This is a genomic window from Candidatus Tisiphia endosymbiont of Myopa tessellatipennis, from assembly GCF_964031105.1.
GTDB lineage: Bacteria > Pseudomonadota > Alphaproteobacteria > Rickettsiales > Rickettsiaceae > Tisiphia.
This window is the reverse complement of the sequence record NZ_OZ035005.1, coordinates 863,574-880,625: the sequence shown is the minus strand read 5'-3', so window position 1 is coordinate 880,625 and position 17,052 is coordinate 863,574. Positions and strand designations below refer to the sequence as shown.

General features: G+C 33.6%; 19 protein-coding genes. All 19 read right to left on the bottom strand.

Annotated features, from left to right (window positions below; all coding sequences use genetic code 11):
* Nucleotides 1-8 precede the first annotated feature (8 nt).
* Nucleotides 9-5,327, bottom strand: coding sequence for a hypothetical protein (locus AAHN03_RS04430; protein ID WP_342278260.1), 5,319 nt, complete (start codon nt 5,325-5,327; stop codon nt 9-11).
* A 121-nt stretch (nt 5,328-5,448) separates the two neighbouring features.
* Complete coding sequence (locus AAHN03_RS04425) at nt 5,449-6,489, bottom strand: efflux RND transporter periplasmic adaptor subunit (RefSeq protein ID WP_342278259.1); 1,041 nt, start codon at nt 6,487-6,489, stop codon at nt 5,449-5,451.
* A gap of 599 nt (nt 6,490-7,088) precedes the next feature.
* Nucleotides 7,089-7,895, bottom strand: a complete 807-nt coding sequence (locus AAHN03_RS04420; RefSeq protein ID WP_342278258.1) for a glycosyltransferase family 2 protein — start codon at nt 7,893-7,895, stop codon at nt 7,089-7,091.
* Between the two features lie 32 nt (nt 7,896-7,927).
* On the bottom strand, nt 7,928-8,143 hold the full coding sequence (locus AAHN03_RS04415; protein ID WP_342278257.1) for a palindromic element RPE1 domain-containing protein: 216 nt from the start codon (nt 8,141-8,143) through the stop codon (nt 7,928-7,930).
* A 341-nt stretch (nt 8,144-8,484) separates the two neighbouring features.
* Nucleotides 8,485-8,748, bottom strand: coding sequence for a 30S ribosomal protein S20 (gene rpsT, locus AAHN03_RS04410; protein WP_341761521.1), 264 nt, complete (start codon nt 8,746-8,748; stop codon nt 8,485-8,487).
* A gap of 24 nt (nt 8,749-8,772) precedes the next feature.
* Nucleotides 8,773-9,192 (bottom strand): 50S ribosomal protein L17, encoded by a 420-nt coding sequence (gene rplQ, locus AAHN03_RS04405; protein ID WP_341761522.1) that lies wholly within the window; start codon nt 9,190-9,192, stop codon nt 8,773-8,775.
* Between the two features lie 14 nt (nt 9,193-9,206).
* Complete coding sequence (locus AAHN03_RS04400; protein WP_342278256.1) at nt 9,207-10,226, bottom strand: DNA-directed RNA polymerase subunit alpha; 1,020 nt, start codon at nt 10,224-10,226, stop codon at nt 9,207-9,209.
* Nucleotides 10,227-10,241: 15 nt separating this feature from the next.
* Nucleotides 10,242-10,628 carry a 30S ribosomal protein S11 gene (gene rpsK / locus AAHN03_RS04395; protein WP_341748194.1) on the bottom strand — a complete coding sequence of 129 codons (387 nt, stop codon included), beginning with the start codon at nt 10,626-10,628 and terminating at the stop codon, nt 10,242-10,244.
* A 12-nt stretch (nt 10,629-10,640) separates the two neighbouring features.
* Nucleotides 10,641-11,018 carry a 30S ribosomal protein S13 gene (gene rpsM / locus AAHN03_RS04390; RefSeq protein WP_341761524.1) on the bottom strand — a complete coding sequence of 126 codons (378 nt, stop codon included), beginning with the start codon at nt 11,016-11,018 and terminating at the stop codon, nt 10,641-10,643.
* Nucleotides 11,019-11,079: 61 nt separating this feature from the next.
* Nucleotides 11,080-11,718 carry an adenylate kinase gene (locus tag AAHN03_RS04385; protein WP_341762257.1) on the bottom strand — a complete coding sequence of 213 codons (639 nt, stop codon included), beginning with the start codon at nt 11,716-11,718 and terminating at the stop codon, nt 11,080-11,082.
* 96 nt (nt 11,719-11,814) lie between these two features.
* Nucleotides 11,815-13,116, bottom strand: coding sequence for a preprotein translocase subunit SecY (gene secY / locus AAHN03_RS04380; RefSeq protein ID WP_342278255.1), 1,302 nt, complete (start codon nt 13,114-13,116; stop codon nt 11,815-11,817).
* A gap of 3 nt (nt 13,117-13,119) precedes the next feature.
* On the bottom strand, nt 13,120-13,575 hold the full coding sequence (gene rplO, locus AAHN03_RS04375) for a 50S ribosomal protein L15 (RefSeq protein ID WP_341761526.1): 456 nt from the start codon (nt 13,573-13,575) through the stop codon (nt 13,120-13,122).
* A 10-nt stretch (nt 13,576-13,585) separates the two neighbouring features.
* On the bottom strand, nt 13,586-13,795 hold the full coding sequence (gene rpmD, locus AAHN03_RS04370) for a 50S ribosomal protein L30 (protein WP_341761527.1): 210 nt from the start codon (nt 13,793-13,795) through the stop codon (nt 13,586-13,588).
* Nucleotides 13,796-14,030: 235 nt separating this feature from the next.
* Nucleotides 14,031-14,585: a 30S ribosomal protein S5 gene (gene rpsE, locus AAHN03_RS04365; protein WP_342278254.1), complete on the bottom strand. Its 555-nt coding sequence runs from the start codon at nt 14,583-14,585 to the stop codon at nt 14,031-14,033.
* A 15-nt stretch (nt 14,586-14,600) separates the two neighbouring features.
* Nucleotides 14,601-14,957, bottom strand: coding sequence for a 50S ribosomal protein L18 (gene rplR / locus AAHN03_RS04360; protein ID WP_341751354.1), 357 nt, complete (start codon nt 14,955-14,957; stop codon nt 14,601-14,603).
* Between the two features lie 16 nt (nt 14,958-14,973).
* The gene (gene rplF / locus AAHN03_RS04355) at nt 14,974-15,507 is read right to left on the bottom strand and encodes a 50S ribosomal protein L6 (protein WP_341748187.1); all 534 of its coding nucleotides are present in this window, start codon (nt 15,505-15,507) and stop codon (nt 14,974-14,976) included.
* Between the two features lie 9 nt (nt 15,508-15,516).
* The gene (gene rpsH, locus AAHN03_RS04350) at nt 15,517-15,915 is read right to left on the bottom strand and encodes a 30S ribosomal protein S8 (RefSeq protein ID WP_341748186.1); all 399 of its coding nucleotides are present in this window, start codon (nt 15,913-15,915) and stop codon (nt 15,517-15,519) included.
* 272 nt (nt 15,916-16,187) lie between these two features.
* Nucleotides 16,188-16,493: a 30S ribosomal protein S14 gene (gene rpsN, locus AAHN03_RS04345; protein ID WP_341748185.1), complete on the bottom strand. Its 306-nt coding sequence runs from the start codon at nt 16,491-16,493 to the stop codon at nt 16,188-16,190.
* 18 nt (nt 16,494-16,511) lie between these two features.
* Nucleotides 16,512-17,051, bottom strand: a complete 540-nt coding sequence (rplE, locus tag AAHN03_RS04340; protein ID WP_375331539.1) for a 50S ribosomal protein L5 — start codon at nt 17,049-17,051, stop codon at nt 16,512-16,514.
* Nucleotide 17,052: the final 1 nt, after the last annotated feature.

Here is a 17,052-nt window from a genome sequence, read left to right as displayed (position 1 = left end):
TTTTCATATTAATCCCTAATATTCTTAGTAGGACTCTGCACCCCTATTTGCCTCGGTAGTGAGTTCAGGATTTTGGGTGGCGTGGCATTGTTTGGTATTCTAGTTACAGCTGGGATTACAATTTTAGGTTTAGTTACAGCAGTATCTTTTTTTACTATTTCTGGATCGATTACCTTAGTTGTAGGCCGCTTTGAGGCTGCAAGTTGAGGACCATTCTGTCCTCGTTCTATTAATACGTTACTAGCTCCAGTTCTTACTGTTTTTACTGGACTAGCTACCTTAGCTGGGGATTCTCCTTTTTGGATTACAACTGGAGTTTTGTCCTGTTTTACTCCTGATATCCTACCAACTCCTACTGTTTGCACTGAATTGACTACTTTAGTTGTAGGATTCTTTGGGGTTACAACTTCACTCTTGATCTGTTTTTTTTCTGATATATTAGTCTCAATAGGTTTATTGTCTGATAGATCGGGTGATTTTAAATCATTTACACTACTAGATTTCTTAATGGTATTGTATGCTACAACCCCACTTTGGTCTCTTAATACATTCTGAGCTTCAGTTTCTACTATTTTTACTGGATTAGCTACCTCAGTTGGAAATTCTTTTTGGATTACAACTAGAGTTTCGTTGCTCTGTTGTTCTAGTAGCTTAGTTGCAGCAAGTTTCTTATTTAATGGATCGGGCAAATCATTTGAATTAAGAGATCTCTTACTATATCTTTTAGATCTCTTAATGCCATTGTTTGCTATATCTCCATCTATAGGGTCTAGATTAAGTGGCAGTTGTTTTAACTTCTGCATTGCTTGTTGTGTACCAGCTAATCCTTGCTGAGCTAATTCACACATATTCTGTTTTAATGCTACATCGTTTGCCTGCTTTGTTTCATTCAAAGCTATTTGACTTTTAAGAGACTGATTTTCTTGTTGATACTTTGCCAACTCATTTTTATGACCTTCCTTCAAAGCTGTAATTTGTTTTTCCAGCTCTTGAAGCCTCTTCTCGTCTTTTTTCTGTTGAGCCATAACTTGCCCTGATGGTTTATAACTGTTAGTCAGATTTGTTAGATTCTGCTTTGATATTGCAAGTTCTTGTCCTTGTGTTTTATGAGCCTTAGTCAAATCTGCTAAACCTTTCTGTAATGCTTGCTCTTTTGCTTTGAAATTCTTATCCAACTGTTCAACTACCTTATCATGCTTCTCTTTAACTTCTTGCTCTTTTTCTTTGAAACCTTTATTCAAACCTTCAACTATCTTCTTATTCGTCTCTTTAAGTTCTTGTTCTTTTTCTTTGAAACCTTTATTCAAATCTTTAACTACCTTATCATGTTTATCTTTAACTTCTTGTGCTTTGTCTTTGGAGTCTTTATTCATATCTTTAACTACCTTATCATGCTGCTCTGTAAGTTTTTGCTTTTCTTCTTTATGAGTGTTAGTTAACTCTTTTATCTCTTGATCTTTTGCTCTAATAGTATTAGTTAAAGTGGTTATCTCTTGTTCTTTTTCTTCAATAGTATCAGTTAAAGTGGTTATCTCTTGTTCTTTTTCTCCAATAGTATCAGTTAAAGTGGTTATCTCTTGTTCTAATGCATCTAATTTTTGTTGTACTTCAACTAATTCTTGATATCCTGCATCTGCTGTAGTCACAGACCCATCTTGTCCTCCACTAGCATTTGTTTTTTTAGCATTTGCTGCAGTTGCAGCACGCTGAGCTTCTGTAAGTTTTGTACCAAGATCTTTAAGTATTTTTTCAGTCTGTCTTTTAATATTCTGTGCTTTAGTCTTAGCTGTGCTAAGCTCTCTATCAGCCTTGCTTTTTATACCACTAACCTCTGTTCTCTTACCATCTGCATAAGTATTAGCTGCTGTAACTACTCTATTAGCACTGCTTCTTATACCACTAGCCTCTATTCTCTTACCATCTGCATAAGTATTAGCTGCTGTAACTGCTCTATTAGCACTGCTTCTTATACCACTAGCCTCTGTTCTCTTACCATCTGCATAAGTATTAGCTGCTGTAACTGCTCTATTAGCACTGCTTCTTATACCACTAGCCTCTATTCTCTTACCATCTGCATAAGTATTAGCTGCTGTAACTGCTCTATTAGCACTGCTTCTTATAGCCCTAGCCTCTATTCTCCTATTCTCTGCGAAAAGATTAGCTGCTGCAAGTTCTTTTTTAGCTTTTACTAATTCTTGATTAATCTGTTCCCTCATCATTCTTACTTTCTCTTGTTGTTGCGTAATTGTTTTAGATTGATTAGCCCTATCTGTATTTGCCAAGCCCCCTTTATTGTCCTTCAACTTTTCCAATGCAACTTCTAACTCCCGTTCTTTTTCTTCTAAATCCTTAACCCTATTTTGTCCTTCAATCAGATATTCAATTTGCTTTTTATAAACTTCACTCTCTTCAGTCAAATTTGCTATTTCCTTATCTTGTGCTTCTAGATCTTCAAATATTTCCTCATTTGCTTGAGTTAAATCTGCAATTTTCTCTTCATAATTTTCAGTTAAATTTGCTATTTGTTTTTTATGAGCTTCAACCTCTCCATCCAACTTAGCCTTGTCTTTTAATGCCTCATCTTTTGCGTTAGTTATATCTGATATTTGTGCTTTATATTCCTGTTGATTCTTTGCTAACGTATCTTGCTGAACCGCAAGTGCTTCAGCCAACTTACCCTTCTCGTCTAATGCTTTATCGTTTGCTGCAGTCAAATCTTCTGCTTTTCTTTCAGCATTTACTAAATTCTGTTCCAACTGTTTCTTACCATCCTCTAAATCTGTTATATTTTTTTGTAGCTTCTTACTTTCTTCCTCAAACCTGCTCTTCTCTATTTCTAATTCTTGTTGCTTATTTACTATCTCAACCTGTGCAGCTTCGTGAGCTTGCTCCAATTCAGCAAACTTATCCTCTGCCTCCTTTGCTTGTTGAGTCAAAGCTGCTATCTTGACGTCTAAATCCTCATTATCCTGATTAGCATTTGCTAATTCTGTTTTCAACTGTTCCTTTTCTTGAGCAAACTTCTCACTTTCTTCCTTAAATTTGTTCTTCTCTATTTCTAATTCTTTCTGAGCTAATTCTAATGCCTGTTGTTTCTTTGCTATCTCAGCCTGTGCCAACTTTTCTGATTCTTGTGCTTTAGCAAATTCATCTTGAATAGCATCTTTTTCATTATTAGCAACTTGTAAACTATTCTCCAACTGCTCCTTAACTTTAGCCACTTTATCTTTTTGTTCCATCAAAGTTGCTATCTCATTTTCTGCCTTTGCAAACCTCTCCACTACTAACTTATTCTCTTTCTCTAAGTTTTGTTTGTCTAATTTGTAAGCTGCTACCTCTTTAGCAGCCTTCTCATTGGCTTCTTTAAATTCTGCTAGCTCCTTAGCAGCACTCTCTTTTGCTACTTTAAATTCTTCCTCTTTTACTTTATGAGCTTCAACCTCTTTAGTTAGCTTAGTATTCTCTTCTAATGCCTTATCTTTTGTTTTAGTCAGCTCTGCTTGAGCTTGAATCAAAGCTGTAATCTCTTTAGTCGCATCTTCAATCTTTTCTTCATGGGCTTTAACCAATTGCTCTTTTTCTTTAGCCCAATTTGTTATTTTTTCATCCAACTGATTCTTACCTTCCTCAAATTGTTTCTCAGCTAATTCATACTTATCTTGTACCACTTGTAATGCTTCATTGTTTGCCTTAGTCAAAGCTGCAATTTTTTCTTCTAGAACTTTCTGATCTTTATCCGCCTGCTCTTTTTCTTTATTCAATTCTGCTAATTTTGCTTCATGTGCTTGGTCTTTTACCTGCTGAGCCTCAGTCAAAGCTACAATGCTTACATCTAACTGCTTCTTATCTTCCACAAATTGTTTCTGAACTTCTGTCAAAGCTGCTATTTGTGCTGCAAATTCCTGCTCTTTCTTTGCTTGAGCTTCAGTCAAATTTTTTAGCTCTTTAGCTATCTTCTCTCTTTCTTGATTCAAACCTAGCAGTTCCTGTTGATTCTTTGCTAACGTATCTTGCTGAGCCGCAAGTGCTTCAGCTAACTTACCCTTCTCGTCTAATGCTTTATCGTTTGCTGTAATCAAATCTTCTGCATTTTTTCTAGCATCTGCTAAGTTTTTTTCCAACTCCTTATTACCATCCTCTAAGGTTTGTTTGTCTAATGCGTGAGCTGCTATCGTTTTAGCCAACTCATCCTTTATCCCTTTTAATTCGTTATCTTTTTCCTGTTTCTCTTTAGTCAAAGCTGCTGCCTTATTTCTAGCATCTACTAAACCCTTCTCCAAGCCATCCTTATCTTTACCTAAGGTTGTTATCTGCTTTTGCAAATTCTCATTTTCCTTCTCCTTTTCTACTAATTCTTGCTGAACTCGTTCATGATCTTTTTTATCTTTATCCAACTTAGCTTGTAAATCTGTATTCAACTTATTATATTCTAAATTCTGTGCTGCACTAAGTGTTGTCAGCTGATTTTTTGTATTTTTTTCTGTCTCTTCTAACTGAGTCTTTAACTCTTCCTTAACAACCCCTTTCTCTAACTGCAAACCACCCTGTAAAGCAGCCACATTTTTTTGAGCTTCTTGATTTTGCAGCTGATTTAATGAATGATCTTTTATCTCCGGTTGTTTAGGCAGTTGTGATTGTAGTTGCTCTAGTTTTTCAAATGCTAATTTTTTCTCCATATAAGCATTATTCAAATCATTTAATTTTGCTTCAGCTTTTTCAATATCGCTCTGCAATAGTTCAAATTTCAAAGTATTTTCACGTGTTTCCAGCGGTTCACCATCTGAATCCAATTGGTCAATTTGACTATTCGATTGCTTCTTATCACCTAACATTATTTCTTGTTGGTTCGAATTTCCAGTTATATCACTTTGTGATTGATTAGTTTGTGATTGATTAGTTTTCTGCACAGAATCAGCAGTATTTGGAACTTTTACAATATCAAGATTTTTGTCATCATTTACAGATAGTTTAGAATTTATTTGAGAACTTGCATTATCTTGAGTATTACGATTATTACTACCAATATACTGTTCTAGAGCAACATTATTGCTTCCTGTAGTTCTTTGCCCTGTATTTGATGAAGAATTTGAGTTATTTGAAGTACCACTACCATTAATATTTTGAGATTCCTCCAGTTCTTGCTCTTTTTGCTTCAACTCTTCCTGAAGCTTAAGTTCCTTCTTCCTCAGGTCCTGTATAGCACCTGCTTGAATTTTGTTTAATTGCTTAAGTTTAGCTGTGTTATCATCATTATTCTCAAGAGCACTAACAGAACTACAGAATAACAGTATCATAAAAAAGTATAGTTTTTGAATTTTTTTATTCATTTAATTTAGTTCTCCGATAATGAAAGAAAGTATTAATATATTGTAAATTAAATTGAAATATCCTCGATTTACCAAACTATTATTATAATTTGTCAAGTTTCGATTCCGGTACGTCAATAAGTTATGGTCTATTTCGTATTGTTGAGTGAGTTGTCTCATCTTCAATCAAAACCTTGGCTTCGTCATGCAATCCCTTCTTGCCTGAAATAACCACTTGGTCATTGGGTTTGATGCCACTAACTACCTCTACACTTTGGCTATCACTATCACCTATTTCAATCCTTACTTTTTTAGCTATATTATTCTCAATAACATAGACATAGTAATAAGAGTCAAAAAAAACAGCTGAGTTTGGCAATTTTATCCGTTGCTTGTTGCCATTGAAAATAACATTTACGTTAACAAATAAGCCCGGCATGATTGAATTATCATCATTTGGAATAAATGCCTCAATATAGACTGAGTGATTCTTATCTTGGGCAATTTCTGAAGTTTTAAAATCACTTAGTTTAAGGGCTAAGTTTAAAGCGGGAATATAGATGTTGACATAACTTCCTCCCGAACTTTTAAATTTTTGATAGTCGCTTTCATCAAGACCAAACGCAACCTTGATAATATGAATATCATAAAGAACGACTATTTTATCCTTTTGTGTAACAAGCTCCCCCACAGTAACAAGTTTTCGTTCAACAATTCCACTTAATGGTGCAACAACATAATGATTGGTTTTTTCATCAAGTAATGTATAATATTTTTGTTTAGCATCAAGGTATTCTATGTTATGGTTCACATACTCTGTATATCTAATGAGGTTCTTATCCAATAACTGCTTCATCGCATTAGCTTTTTTCTCTTTAAGACGATACTCCTCATTTGCTAGTTCAATCAGATAGTCAATTTGCGTGGTATCTAATACCGCTAAAATATCACCTTTTTTAACATAGCTACCTATAGGCAAGTCAAGTTCTTTAATTCTTCCTGTTGTATTGACTTTAACTGCATGTGTTTCATAGGCTAAGGTTTTACCTGTTGTAACCAATATATCATTTGTCTCCTCTGAATATTGAGCCTTAACCACTTCTACAGGAATTACGACAGCTTGATTGTCCACTTGCTGTGTTGGGGCTTGTCTGCTGACTACTTTTTTGATAGAAACTATCACTACAACAATCGATACTGCAACAAATAATAGTCCATATATATAGGATCTTCGACTTATTAATATCTTCCCTAGGGTCATTTGAATTTTACCATATTTTTGATTAGATTGCTAATCTTCTCTTTAATCTATTCATTTTCAACCTCGATTATACTCAAATCATTTGAGTATAATTTCTGATAACAAAAGAACCGTAACAAACGGTTTTATTGTGTTCTAGTCACATATACAGTAAAATTTTATTTTATGCAAGTAATTATTTTGAAATTTTTTAATTTTGTTTACAGAAAGTAGTAATGTAGCTAACATGGAAATGTTTCAACCATAACTAGCGTGTAGCCTTATATACATTATAGCTAATCTAGAAATGTTTGAGTCATAGTAATAGAATTGATGTCACCCCCTGCAAAAACAAGGGTCTACAATCTATAAACACCCCCCTCAGAACATTTCTTTCCCGTACCGAGGCTGGGATGACATCGATAGCAGCTAAATATATATTTATACCACCCACTGGTAACGACTTTTAAACTGCCCTGTATTTATGTCTATATGCTGAGCTTGCTACTAAACCTTACAAAAATTGTAGGCTATTATGTAATCTACGCTTCTATGTTGTTATCGTCTTTTTTATTATTTAACAACTCTCTTGCTTTAGCAAGTCTTATAAACCGTGCAAAAGCAAAAATCATAGAGTCAACAAAACCATCAAGACCAAACACCCAATATCGTCTTATAAAAAATGATTTAAAAAAATAAAACATAGTTTCTGTAACAATTCTTGTTTTTGATGGACTCCTACCTAGTTTAACTAAGTTTTCTGCTTGCTCAGAGGAATAGCAATTTGCTTTAGCTACCAGTTGTTCAATTGACGTGCCAAGCCTGCGATAAATTATACCATTTAAATCATAGATTTTGTTTTGTAAACTAATATTTAGATTAAATAACACCGAATCATGGGTAGTAATATTATTATCAGAAAAACTACTATATTTACGATTATACAATCTGATGCATTTATTATAAGGAGCAAAGCAGCGAATCTTATCATCATTACGGTGCAATGTGACAATTTTAGTGCGATAGGCTAAATAGTTATCTTGATTATTTGAAGCGAATATAAACTCTATTTCATCCTGTAATTCTTTTGACAATTCTTCATCAGCATCAATATTTAATATCCAATCATTCTGACATAAATTTTTACCAAAAGTCTTTTGTTTAACATATCCATTCCATCCGTTAGAAATCACTTTGACTCCTAAATTTCTAGCAATTTGTGCTGTATCATCAGTACTCCCACTATCAACAACAATAACCTCCTCGACAATGTCCTTAACACTGTTGATAGCTCTTGCAATCCTAGTAGCTTCGTTTTTTGTGATAATAAAGGCTGAAATATTTAGCATATCCCTCTCAACTATATCCTTGCATACATTTTCTATCTAGCTTCTGTAAAGGTTTCATTTCTATAGTCTATATGTTCATTAGACTTCTTTCGAAACTCTACTTCTGCTGGTGATTTGTACGTCGATGCGGTACTCGAATCCTCACGTACATTAGAGTACGCTGCGGGTCGAGGTTCCGCGTCTCCTTCAAATCCCTCAGCATAAGCGAGTTTCGAAAGAAGTCTATTATTTTTAGGAAGTACCCACAAATTGAATAATTATTGAGGAATTTCTGAGTAAAAAAGTAGCCAAGTAACCACAAGCAGTACATATATGTCCATGAGGAACGAAAGCAAATTTTGACAACAAAACTACCAAAAGGAATCAATTCGTGAACACTTCTTTTTGTTCTCGAATCCTCACTTGCATACCTACTATTACCTACATCTTTTAAAAGTCGTATATTTGAACCTACTGACGTCATATACGACGTCCCACAAATCTAGAGATGTGGGTAATAGTAATAAGGCAGGGATAATACACCCTAGGCTATTAAACTGTCTTTCATCAAACTGAGGTTACACAGAAGGCATACACAAGAAGCTAGAAGCTAATTCATATTTTTAATTTTTTGAGATAATCTACTGATTTTACGTGATGCTGTATTTAATTTGATAATGTTTTTTGTTACACCTTTCATTATTTCAGATTGTGCAACAGTCAAAGCTAATTTAGCTGATTCTTTCGAGCCATGCGTTACTTCTTGCAAAACTTTTTTTATGTAAGTTTTAATTCTACTTGACCTATTCTTATTTATTAAAGTTTTTTTTATTGTTTGTCTTATTGCCTTTTTTGCTGATGAATGATTAGCCATATTTATTATTTTCCTACAGATTCATTAGTTTTGTTCTTCATGGTTATGACTTTCTGCTTTTGGGGTCATACAGCCTTTACTATTTACATCTCTATCAACGAACTCAATATAAGCTACTGATGCCATATCCCCATAACGAAAACCAGCTTTTATTATCCTAGTATAACCACCTGGACGTTCACTATATCTTTTGCCTAAAACACTAATAAGTTTTTCAGTAGCAACTTTATCTTTGATTTTAGCAAGCACCATTCTTCTAGTCGCTAAATCAGATTTTTTGGCCTTAGTTACCAGCACTTCAATATATGGTCTAAGCTCTTTAGCCTTAGGTAAAGTTGTTTTTATTTGCTCATTCATCACAAGTGCAGCGGCCATATTAGCAAACATCGCCTGTCTATGACTACTTGTTCTATTAAGCTTTCTACCCTTAATTTTATGTCGCATGTTGTTACCTTTTATTAATATGGATCTTCATAACGCTTAGATAGCTCCTGAATATTTTTTGGAGGCCATCCTGGTATGTCCATACCAAATTTTAAACCAAAGCCTGATAATATATCCTTAATCTCATTAAGAGACTTTCTACCAAAGTTTTGAGTTCTAAGCATTTCTGTTTCTGTTTTGATAACAAGATCGCCTATATAAATTATATTTTCATTCTTTAAACAATTCTGAGATCTAACAGATAATTCTAATTCCTCAACTTTCTTCAACAACGCTGGATTAAATGCTAATTCTTCTAACTTATCCTGTTTATCTTCTGTTTGTTCTTCAAATGTAATAAATAATTGCAACTGATCTTGCAAAATTCTAGCAGCAAGTGCTATAGACATCTCCGGAGAAATACTACCATTAGTTTCAACGGTCATAATCAATTTGTCATAATCTGTAACTTGACCAACACGTGTATTATCAACTTTATAGGTAACCTTTCTTACAGGACTGAATAACGCATCTATTGGGATAACGCCAATAGCTAATTCCGAACCAACGCTGCTTGCAGCGGGAACATACCCTTTTCCCGTCTCACACACTAATTCCATTTCAAGCTGAACCCCTTTTGCCAAAGTACAAATCACATGATTAGGGGTTAGTACCTCCACATCATGCCCTGTTCCAATCATCCCAGCAGTTACAACGCAAGGACCAGTAGCACTTAATCTGACAATCTTTCTTTCTGAAGAATGCATCTTAATGACCACAGACTTAAGATTCAAAACTACATCAACTAAATCTTCCTTAACCCCAGGTATAGCAGAAAATTCATGCACCACCCCTAGTATCTTTATTGATGTTATTGCAGCACCCTGAAGAGATGAGAGTAGAATTCTCCTCATAGCATTACCTATTGTTAAACCAAAGCCTCTCTCTAAAGGTTCAACCACAATTTTTACTATATTACTACTCTTATCAGGACTGTCATAAACTATCTTAGAAGGTTTTATTAATGCACTCCAGTTTTTATTTAATGATAACATTATTTACCTATGCCCCTATACTCTTCTTCTTTTTGGTGCTCTAACACCGTTATGTGCAACAGACGAAACATCTAAAACTGACGTAACTATAAAATTTTGACTAAATACCGCACGCATAGCCGATTCCCTTTGAGCCCCTGCACCTTGCACTCTAATTGAAACAGTTTTCAGACCGTGTTCTTTTGCAACTTCTGAGGCTTTATCAACAGTTATTTGAGCAGCATAAGGCGTAGCTTTTCTAGCCCCCTTAAAACCATGTGTACCTGCTGTTGAAAAAGCTATAGCATTACCTTGTACATCCGTAAAAGTAACAATAGTATTATTAAAAGTTGTCTTTATATGAACAACGCCAAGAGTAATATTTTTTCTTTTTTTCTTGACCTTAGTATTAGCCTGACTCATCATTATACCATATTACTTTGTAACTTTTTTCTTACCGGCAATCGCAACAGCTTTACCTTTTCTTGTTCGAGCATTAGAATGAGTATTCTGACCTCGAACAGGCAACTTTCTTATATGTCTAAGACCTTGGTAACTTCTAATATCCTTTTTCTTCTTGATATTAAGATTCACTTCTCTTCTTAAATCACCTTCTACTTTATATTCTTTTTCAATAATATTACGTAAAATAATAAGTTCTTGATCTGTTAAGTCTTTGACCCTTTTACTTGCAGATATTCCAGTTTTTTGACAAATCTCTTCTGCAGCAGAAAAACCAAGCCCATAAATATATGTTAAGCTCACTACTAATCTTTTGTTTGCTGGAATATTAACACTCGCTATTCTTGCCACAAATAATCTCCAAAATTTCGATAATAACCAAAAGGGAATAATATAAAAATATCCCTTAAAGTCAAATCATTTTTAACACTTTATATAAAACAAGTTCTACTTCTTCTTTATCCTTATTTGCATCAACAACATAGAATTCACTATTATCTCTATAATAGTTAAGTAACGGATAAGTTTCTATTTTATATTCTTCTATTCTTTGCTTAATAGTCTGTTCATCATCATCTTGTCTGTGCATAAACTTATCTGACCCACAAACATCACAGACATTATCAACCTTAGGTTTAATGAAATAACTATTATAAATTTGTCCACAATTTTCACAATTAAACCTACCTAGAATCCTCTTGATAATCACTTGATCGTCTATGTTGAAAAACACAACTTTAATCTTTTGATTAGCAAACATTCTTAAAAAATTAGCTTGCTCTAAATTACGAGGATAACCATCTAGAACATAACCGTTTTTATATATATCCTGAGTTAAAAACTCCTTAACTACATTATTCACCAATTTAGGAGGGACAAGTTTTCCTTGTGCCATATACTCTTTAATTAACAAACCATCCTTGTTATTAACCTTTACCATTTGTCTGAATATATCGCCAGTAGACACATGAGGTAAATTTAACTTTCTTGCCAATAACTGCCCTTGAGTTCCCTTCCCTGAACCAGGAGACCCTATAAGCACTATAATCATTTGAAACTCTTCTTTAAACATAACATAATATATACCCTCCACTAAGTTAAAATGTATAATTTTTTGCTTTAAAGAATTGTTTTTTTATAATATCAGTTAGTTTTTTAACTTCATTTTTTTAATTAATCCCTCATACTTACTGCTAAATAAATGAGTTTGAATTTGTACAAATGTATCTAGAACAACATTAACAACAATTAAAAAACTTGTACCCCCTAAGGCAAAAGATACGGCGTATTTATTCATTAACATTTCAGGAACTATACATATAAAACTAAGATATATACCACCTATTACAGTTAACCTAGTTAACAAATAATCAAAATATTCCGCAGTATTCTTACCAGGTCTTTTGCCAGGAATATATGCCCCATACTTTCTTAAATTATTTGCTGTTTCTTCTGAATTAAAAACTACTGCTGTATAAAAAAAACTAAAAAACATTATCAACGCAACATACAACAAAATATATAAAGGCTTCCCATGCCCTAGATGGAAAGTTAATAAACTCATAATTTCTGAATTATTGCCAGAAAAATTAGCTATTGTCACAGGAAACAACAAAATCGAACTAGCAAATATTGGCGGAATTACCCCAGAAGTATTAAGTTTAAGAGGCATATGAGTCGAATCACCACCATAAATTTTATTGCCAACTTGTCTCTTTGGATATTGTACCAAAACTTTTCTCTGTGCCTTCTCAAAGAAAATTATTATAGCTATAATTACAATAACTCCTAAACAAATAGCCATAACTACTATCGGAGACAAACCACCACTTCTTGATAACTCAAACATGCTTATAATAGCACTTGGTACCCCCGACACTATACCTATAAATATAATCAAGGACGATCCATTACCAATACCTCTACCAGTAATCTGTTCACCAAGCCACATTAAGAACATAGTACCTACAACTAAAGTAATAACGGTAGTAACCTTGAAAAAAAGCCCCGGTATAATAACTACTGGACCTACATTAGTTACAACATGTTCCAAACTTACTGCAACACCATATGCCTGAAAAGAAGCTAATAAAACAGTTAAATACCTAGATAATTGATTGATTTTCCTTTTACCAACCTCACCTTCTTTTTTTAAATTCTCTAAAGGCTTGTAGGCTATTGACATTAATTGAATGATAATTGAAGCAGTTATATATGGCATAATTGCTAAAGCAAAAATAGACATTCTACCTAAGGAACCCCCAGATAGCATATTAAACATACCAAGTATACCAGATTGATTTTGCTCAGCCACACTGCTTAACGCAACCGAATCAATACCCGCTATAGGAATAAATGACCCAAATCTACATACTATAAGAGCCAAAATAGTAAAAATAATCCTATTAGCTAAGTCTTTATTAGATTTTTGTGTGGAATTTAAACTCATAAATTACAATATTTGACCACCAACTTGTTCTATTAACTTCTTAGCAGAAGCAGAATAAGCATCTAATTGAAATGATAAGGGACTATTAAATTCACCACTTCTAACAGATAGTAATTTAACCAATAATTTAGTATTCTTAATTAACCCGACTTCAACTAATCTCTCTTTTGTTACAACTTCTGTTGAGTTCAAACGATTTTCTGCTATTAAAAATTCTATATCAGCAATATTTACTACACTATATTTCTTAGAACTAGGACAGTTAAAGCCTCTCTTTGGCAATCTTTTAATCATAGGCATCTGCCCCCCTTCAAAACCCTTGATAGCTACACCAGATCTAGATTTCTGCCCCTTAACACCTCTGCCACATGTTTTACCTTTACCACTGCCAATACCGCGACCTACTCTTTTTTTATCTCTCTTGGCACCAAAATTGTTAGATAACTCATTTAATTTCATTTTCTAAACTCTAATTTATATTTTCTACTTTTAACAAATGTCTTACCTTCTTGATCATCCCTCTAACAGAGTTTGTATCTTTCAAAATAACAGATTTATGCATTTTATTTAGACCCAAACCTACCAAGGTTTCTTCCTGATCATATTTACGACCTATACTACTACCAATTTGGGTAACTTTAACCTTTGCCTCATTCACTTTTTCTTGATTACTACTCATAAATTCCTACAACCCAATTATTACTTTACTTTAAATATAAAGACTCACTATAGCCCATTGCTTCCAAACCCCATTCACACGCAAATTCGGGATAAGAATTAACTAATTCTTATCCCGAATTTGGGTTAATAGCCTTTGCAGGTTATTTTTTAGATTCTGCTACCTACGCGAGAATGACATCGAAACTTCTTAAGTTGACACCCATGAGTCTACGCTGAAAGGGCTATTACACTACTTAAACTTGCACACTTGCTTCTGATATTATTTGTTGCCCTTTTGTAGATTTAGTTGATACCTCATTTATTCTTTTTCCTCTCCTTTCAGCAATATTCTTTGGAGAAGAGAGTTGAGATAACGCATCAAAAGTTGCAGCAATCATCGCATATACATTACTAGAACCCAAAGATTTGGCAACAATATCATGAACTCCTAAAGAATCAAAAATTGCTCTCATAGCACCACCAGCGATAACACCAGTACCTGCCTTGGCTCTTCTTAAAATGACTTTAGCTGCTCCGCTTTTACCAATGACATCATGATGAATAGTCCTATTTTGATAAAGAGGAATTTTAATCATATCTTTCCTTGCTTCTTGAGTAGCCTTAGCTCTAGCTTCTGTTACCTCTTTCGCCTTACCATGACCATAACCAACCTTACCGGCTTTATCACCAGCAACAATACAAGCAGAAAAAGAGAATTTTCTACCCCCCTTTACTACTTTAGTAACTCTGTTTACATCCACCAAAGTTTCTGTTAGTGCTTCACCCGTATTTTTTTTAGCTTTAGCCATTTCTTAAACCTAAAATTAAAATTTCATTTTTTTTCTTGCTGCATCAGCTAAAGCCTTAACAACACCATGATATTTATAACCACCCTTATCGAATACAACTTCTTGTACCCCTTTAAGCGATGCTCTTTCGCCTATTAAATCACCTACTTTCGTGGCTGTACCAATATTACAGTTGGATTTTTTTAACTGTCTAATTTCTTTATCTAAAGTCGAAGCAGATGCAATAGTTATTGATTGTTTGTCATCTATGACTTGTGCATATATGTGCTTTCCAGACTTAAAAATAGACAGCCTGAGTCTGTTTGATACCTTTGATATCTTAGACCTCACTCTAGCCTTTCTTATATCAAACTTTAACTTTGAACTACGCATATTTAACTCTTAAATTTTAATTTTTCTTACCTTCTTTCCTCTGAACATATTGACCTTTGCGTTTAATACCTTTACCTTTATATGGTTCAGGTGGTCTCTGCTTTATAATAATTGATATAAACTGACCTAATTTTTCTTTATCAACACTTTCCAATATAATCTGATTTTGTTTAGGAGCGGTAACTTTAATATTTTGAGGTATTTCTACTTTAGTATTATGACTTTTAGCAAGCATTAAGTTTAAATATTTATCCTTCACCAAAGCCTTATAACCGACGCCATTGACTTCAAGCTCTTCTGTAAAACCTTCTTTAACACCTTTTATCATACTATTTATTATACTTCGTGCCGTACCCCACATAGATCTAGCACTTTTAGTCTCTGCTAATGGTTTTACAAAAAGCTGATTATCTTGCAATAAAATTGCTATATTTCCTGCGAAAGTTTTTGTTAATTCTCCCTTGGGACCAACAACATTAACTTTCAACCCATCAAGTTCAACTTTCACCCCTTCAGGCACAGGGACTGGCAATTTTCCAATACGTGACATCTTTATACCTTAAAACACTTTACAAATTACTTCACCGCCAATTTTTTGGCTATGTGCTTCTCTATCTGATAAAACTCCTCTAGAAGTAGAAAGAATATAAATACCCATATTGTTATAATATCCTTTTAGTTTATCAATAGAAGAATAAATCCTCTTACCTGGTTTTGAAACTCTACTTATTTCACATATAGCAGGTTTTCCATTAACAGAATATTTTAGATCCACTTCAATATGACTTATATTACCATCCTTGACAACTACATACTCTTTTATATAACCTTCTTTTTTTAAAACGTCCAAAATAGCACATTTTATTTTTGAACAAGGTAGAGATATATTCATCAATTTACTTTTTTGACCATTTCTAATTCTAGTCAACATATCCGCTATATTATCTGTCATTGACATACGATAAACCTACTATTTTAACTTCAGTTCGATATAAGAATTATTAATTTTTATATCTAATTGGCTTGTTATAAGGAAAAGTGTACCCTTGAAGCGGTTCTACGAGTACATTTCAACTTTTTTCATCATTCAATGGGTGATTTTAATTATTAAAAGCACCTATTGAATAGAATATTACATTTTAACAATCAGGTACTGAACCGCTTCAAACCTGATTGTTTCTACTTAACCCTTGAATTCGATATAATAAGTTATATCGAATTCAAGATATTTTACCAACTTGCTTTAATCAAACCAGGAACTAATCCCTTACTACCAAGATCTCTCAGCTTATTTCGTGATAGACCAAATTTACTATACACTCCTCTTGGACGTCCAGTAAGCTCACACCGATTTCGGACTCTATTCATAGCTGAGTTTCTAGGTAACTTAGCTAAAACCATCACTAGCGAAAATCTTTCTTCCAAAGATAAAGTTTTATCGTAAATCTTGTCCTTTAATTTAGCACGCTTGTTATATAAACTTTGTGCCATCTTTCTTCTTCTATTATTCTTTTTTATAGAACTTACTTTAGCCATCTATTTTTCTTCTAAAAATTAATTATAAAAAGGCAAATTAAAGCCAGAAAGTAATAATTTACCTTCTTCATTATTCATAGCACTTGTAACAATCGTGATATCCATACCACGAATTACATCTATCTTGTCGTAATTAATCTCTGGAAAAACAATCTGTTCTTTTATACCAAAAGTAAAATTACCTCTACCATCAAAACTTTTACTGGAGAAACCTCTAAATTCTTTAATACGCGGTAGAGCAACGATTACTAATCTCTCTAAAAAATCATACATTCTATCTTTGCGCAGAGTAACTTTACAACCAACTTTCATACCTTCACGAAGCTTAAAAGTAGCAATAGATTTTTTGGCCTCAGTCACTAAAGGCTTTTGTCCTGAAATTAGAGTTAGATCATTGACAGCATTATTAATTACCTTAGAATCTGCAACCGTTTCACCAACACCCATATTAACAACAATTTTTACAACCTTAGGCATTTGATGTTTATTCTTGTACGCAAACTCTTTCTGTAAGTTTGGTACAATCTCTTTAGTGTATAAATCTTTAAACCTGAGCAAC

What these genes read in the sequence shown, in the direction of transcription:
- AAHN03_RS04430 (WP_342278260.1), bottom strand. Translation starts at nt 5,327, where the DNA reads ATGAATAAAAAAATTCAAAAACTATACTTTTTTATGATACTGTTATTC.
- AAHN03_RS04420 (WP_342278258.1), bottom strand. Translation starts at nt 7,895, where the DNA reads ATGCTAAATATTTCAGCCTTTATTATCACAAAAAACGAAGCTACTAGG.
- rpsT (WP_341761521.1), bottom strand. Translation starts at nt 8,748, where the DNA reads ATGGCTAATCATTCATCAGCAAAAAAGGCAATAAGACAAACAATAAAA.
- rplQ (WP_341761522.1), bottom strand. Translation starts at nt 9,192, where the DNA reads ATGCGACATAAAATTAAGGGTAGAAAGCTTAATAGAACAAGTAGTCAT.
- AAHN03_RS04400 (WP_342278256.1), bottom strand. Translation starts at nt 10,226, where the DNA reads ATGTTATCATTAAATAAAAACTGGAGTGCATTAATAAAACCTTCTAAG.
- rpsK (WP_341748194.1), bottom strand. Translation starts at nt 10,628, where the DNA reads ATGAGTCAGGCTAATACTAAGGTCAAGAAAAAAAGAAAAAATATTACT.
- AAHN03_RS04385 (WP_341762257.1), bottom strand. Translation starts at nt 11,718, where the DNA reads ATGATTATAGTGCTTATAGGGTCTCCTGGTTCAGGGAAGGGAACTCAA.
- secY (WP_342278255.1), bottom strand. Translation starts at nt 13,116, where the DNA reads ATGAGTTTAAATTCCACACAAAAATCTAATAAAGACTTAGCTAATAGG.
- rplO (WP_341761526.1), bottom strand. Translation starts at nt 13,575, where the DNA reads ATGAAATTAAATGAGTTATCTAACAATTTTGGTGCCAAGAGAGATAAA.
- rpmD (WP_341761527.1), bottom strand. Translation starts at nt 13,795, where the DNA reads ATGAGTAGTAATCAAGAAAAAGTGAATGAGGCAAAGGTTAAAGTTACC.
- rpsE (WP_342278254.1), bottom strand. Translation starts at nt 14,585, where the DNA reads ATGGCTAAAGCTAAAAAAAATACGGGTGAAGCACTAACAGAAACTTTG.
- rplR (WP_341751354.1), bottom strand. Translation starts at nt 14,957, where the DNA reads ATGCGTAGTTCAAAGTTAAAGTTTGATATAAGAAAGGCTAGAGTGAGG.
- rplF (WP_341748187.1), bottom strand. Translation starts at nt 15,507, where the DNA reads ATGTCACGTATTGGAAAATTGCCAGTCCCTGTGCCTGAAGGGGTGAAA.
- rpsH (WP_341748186.1), bottom strand. Translation starts at nt 15,915, where the DNA reads ATGTCAATGACAGATAATATAGCGGATATGTTGACTAGAATTAGAAAT.
- rpsN (WP_341748185.1), bottom strand. Translation starts at nt 16,493, where the DNA reads ATGGCTAAAGTAAGTTCTATAAAAAAGAATAATAGAAGAAGAAAGATG.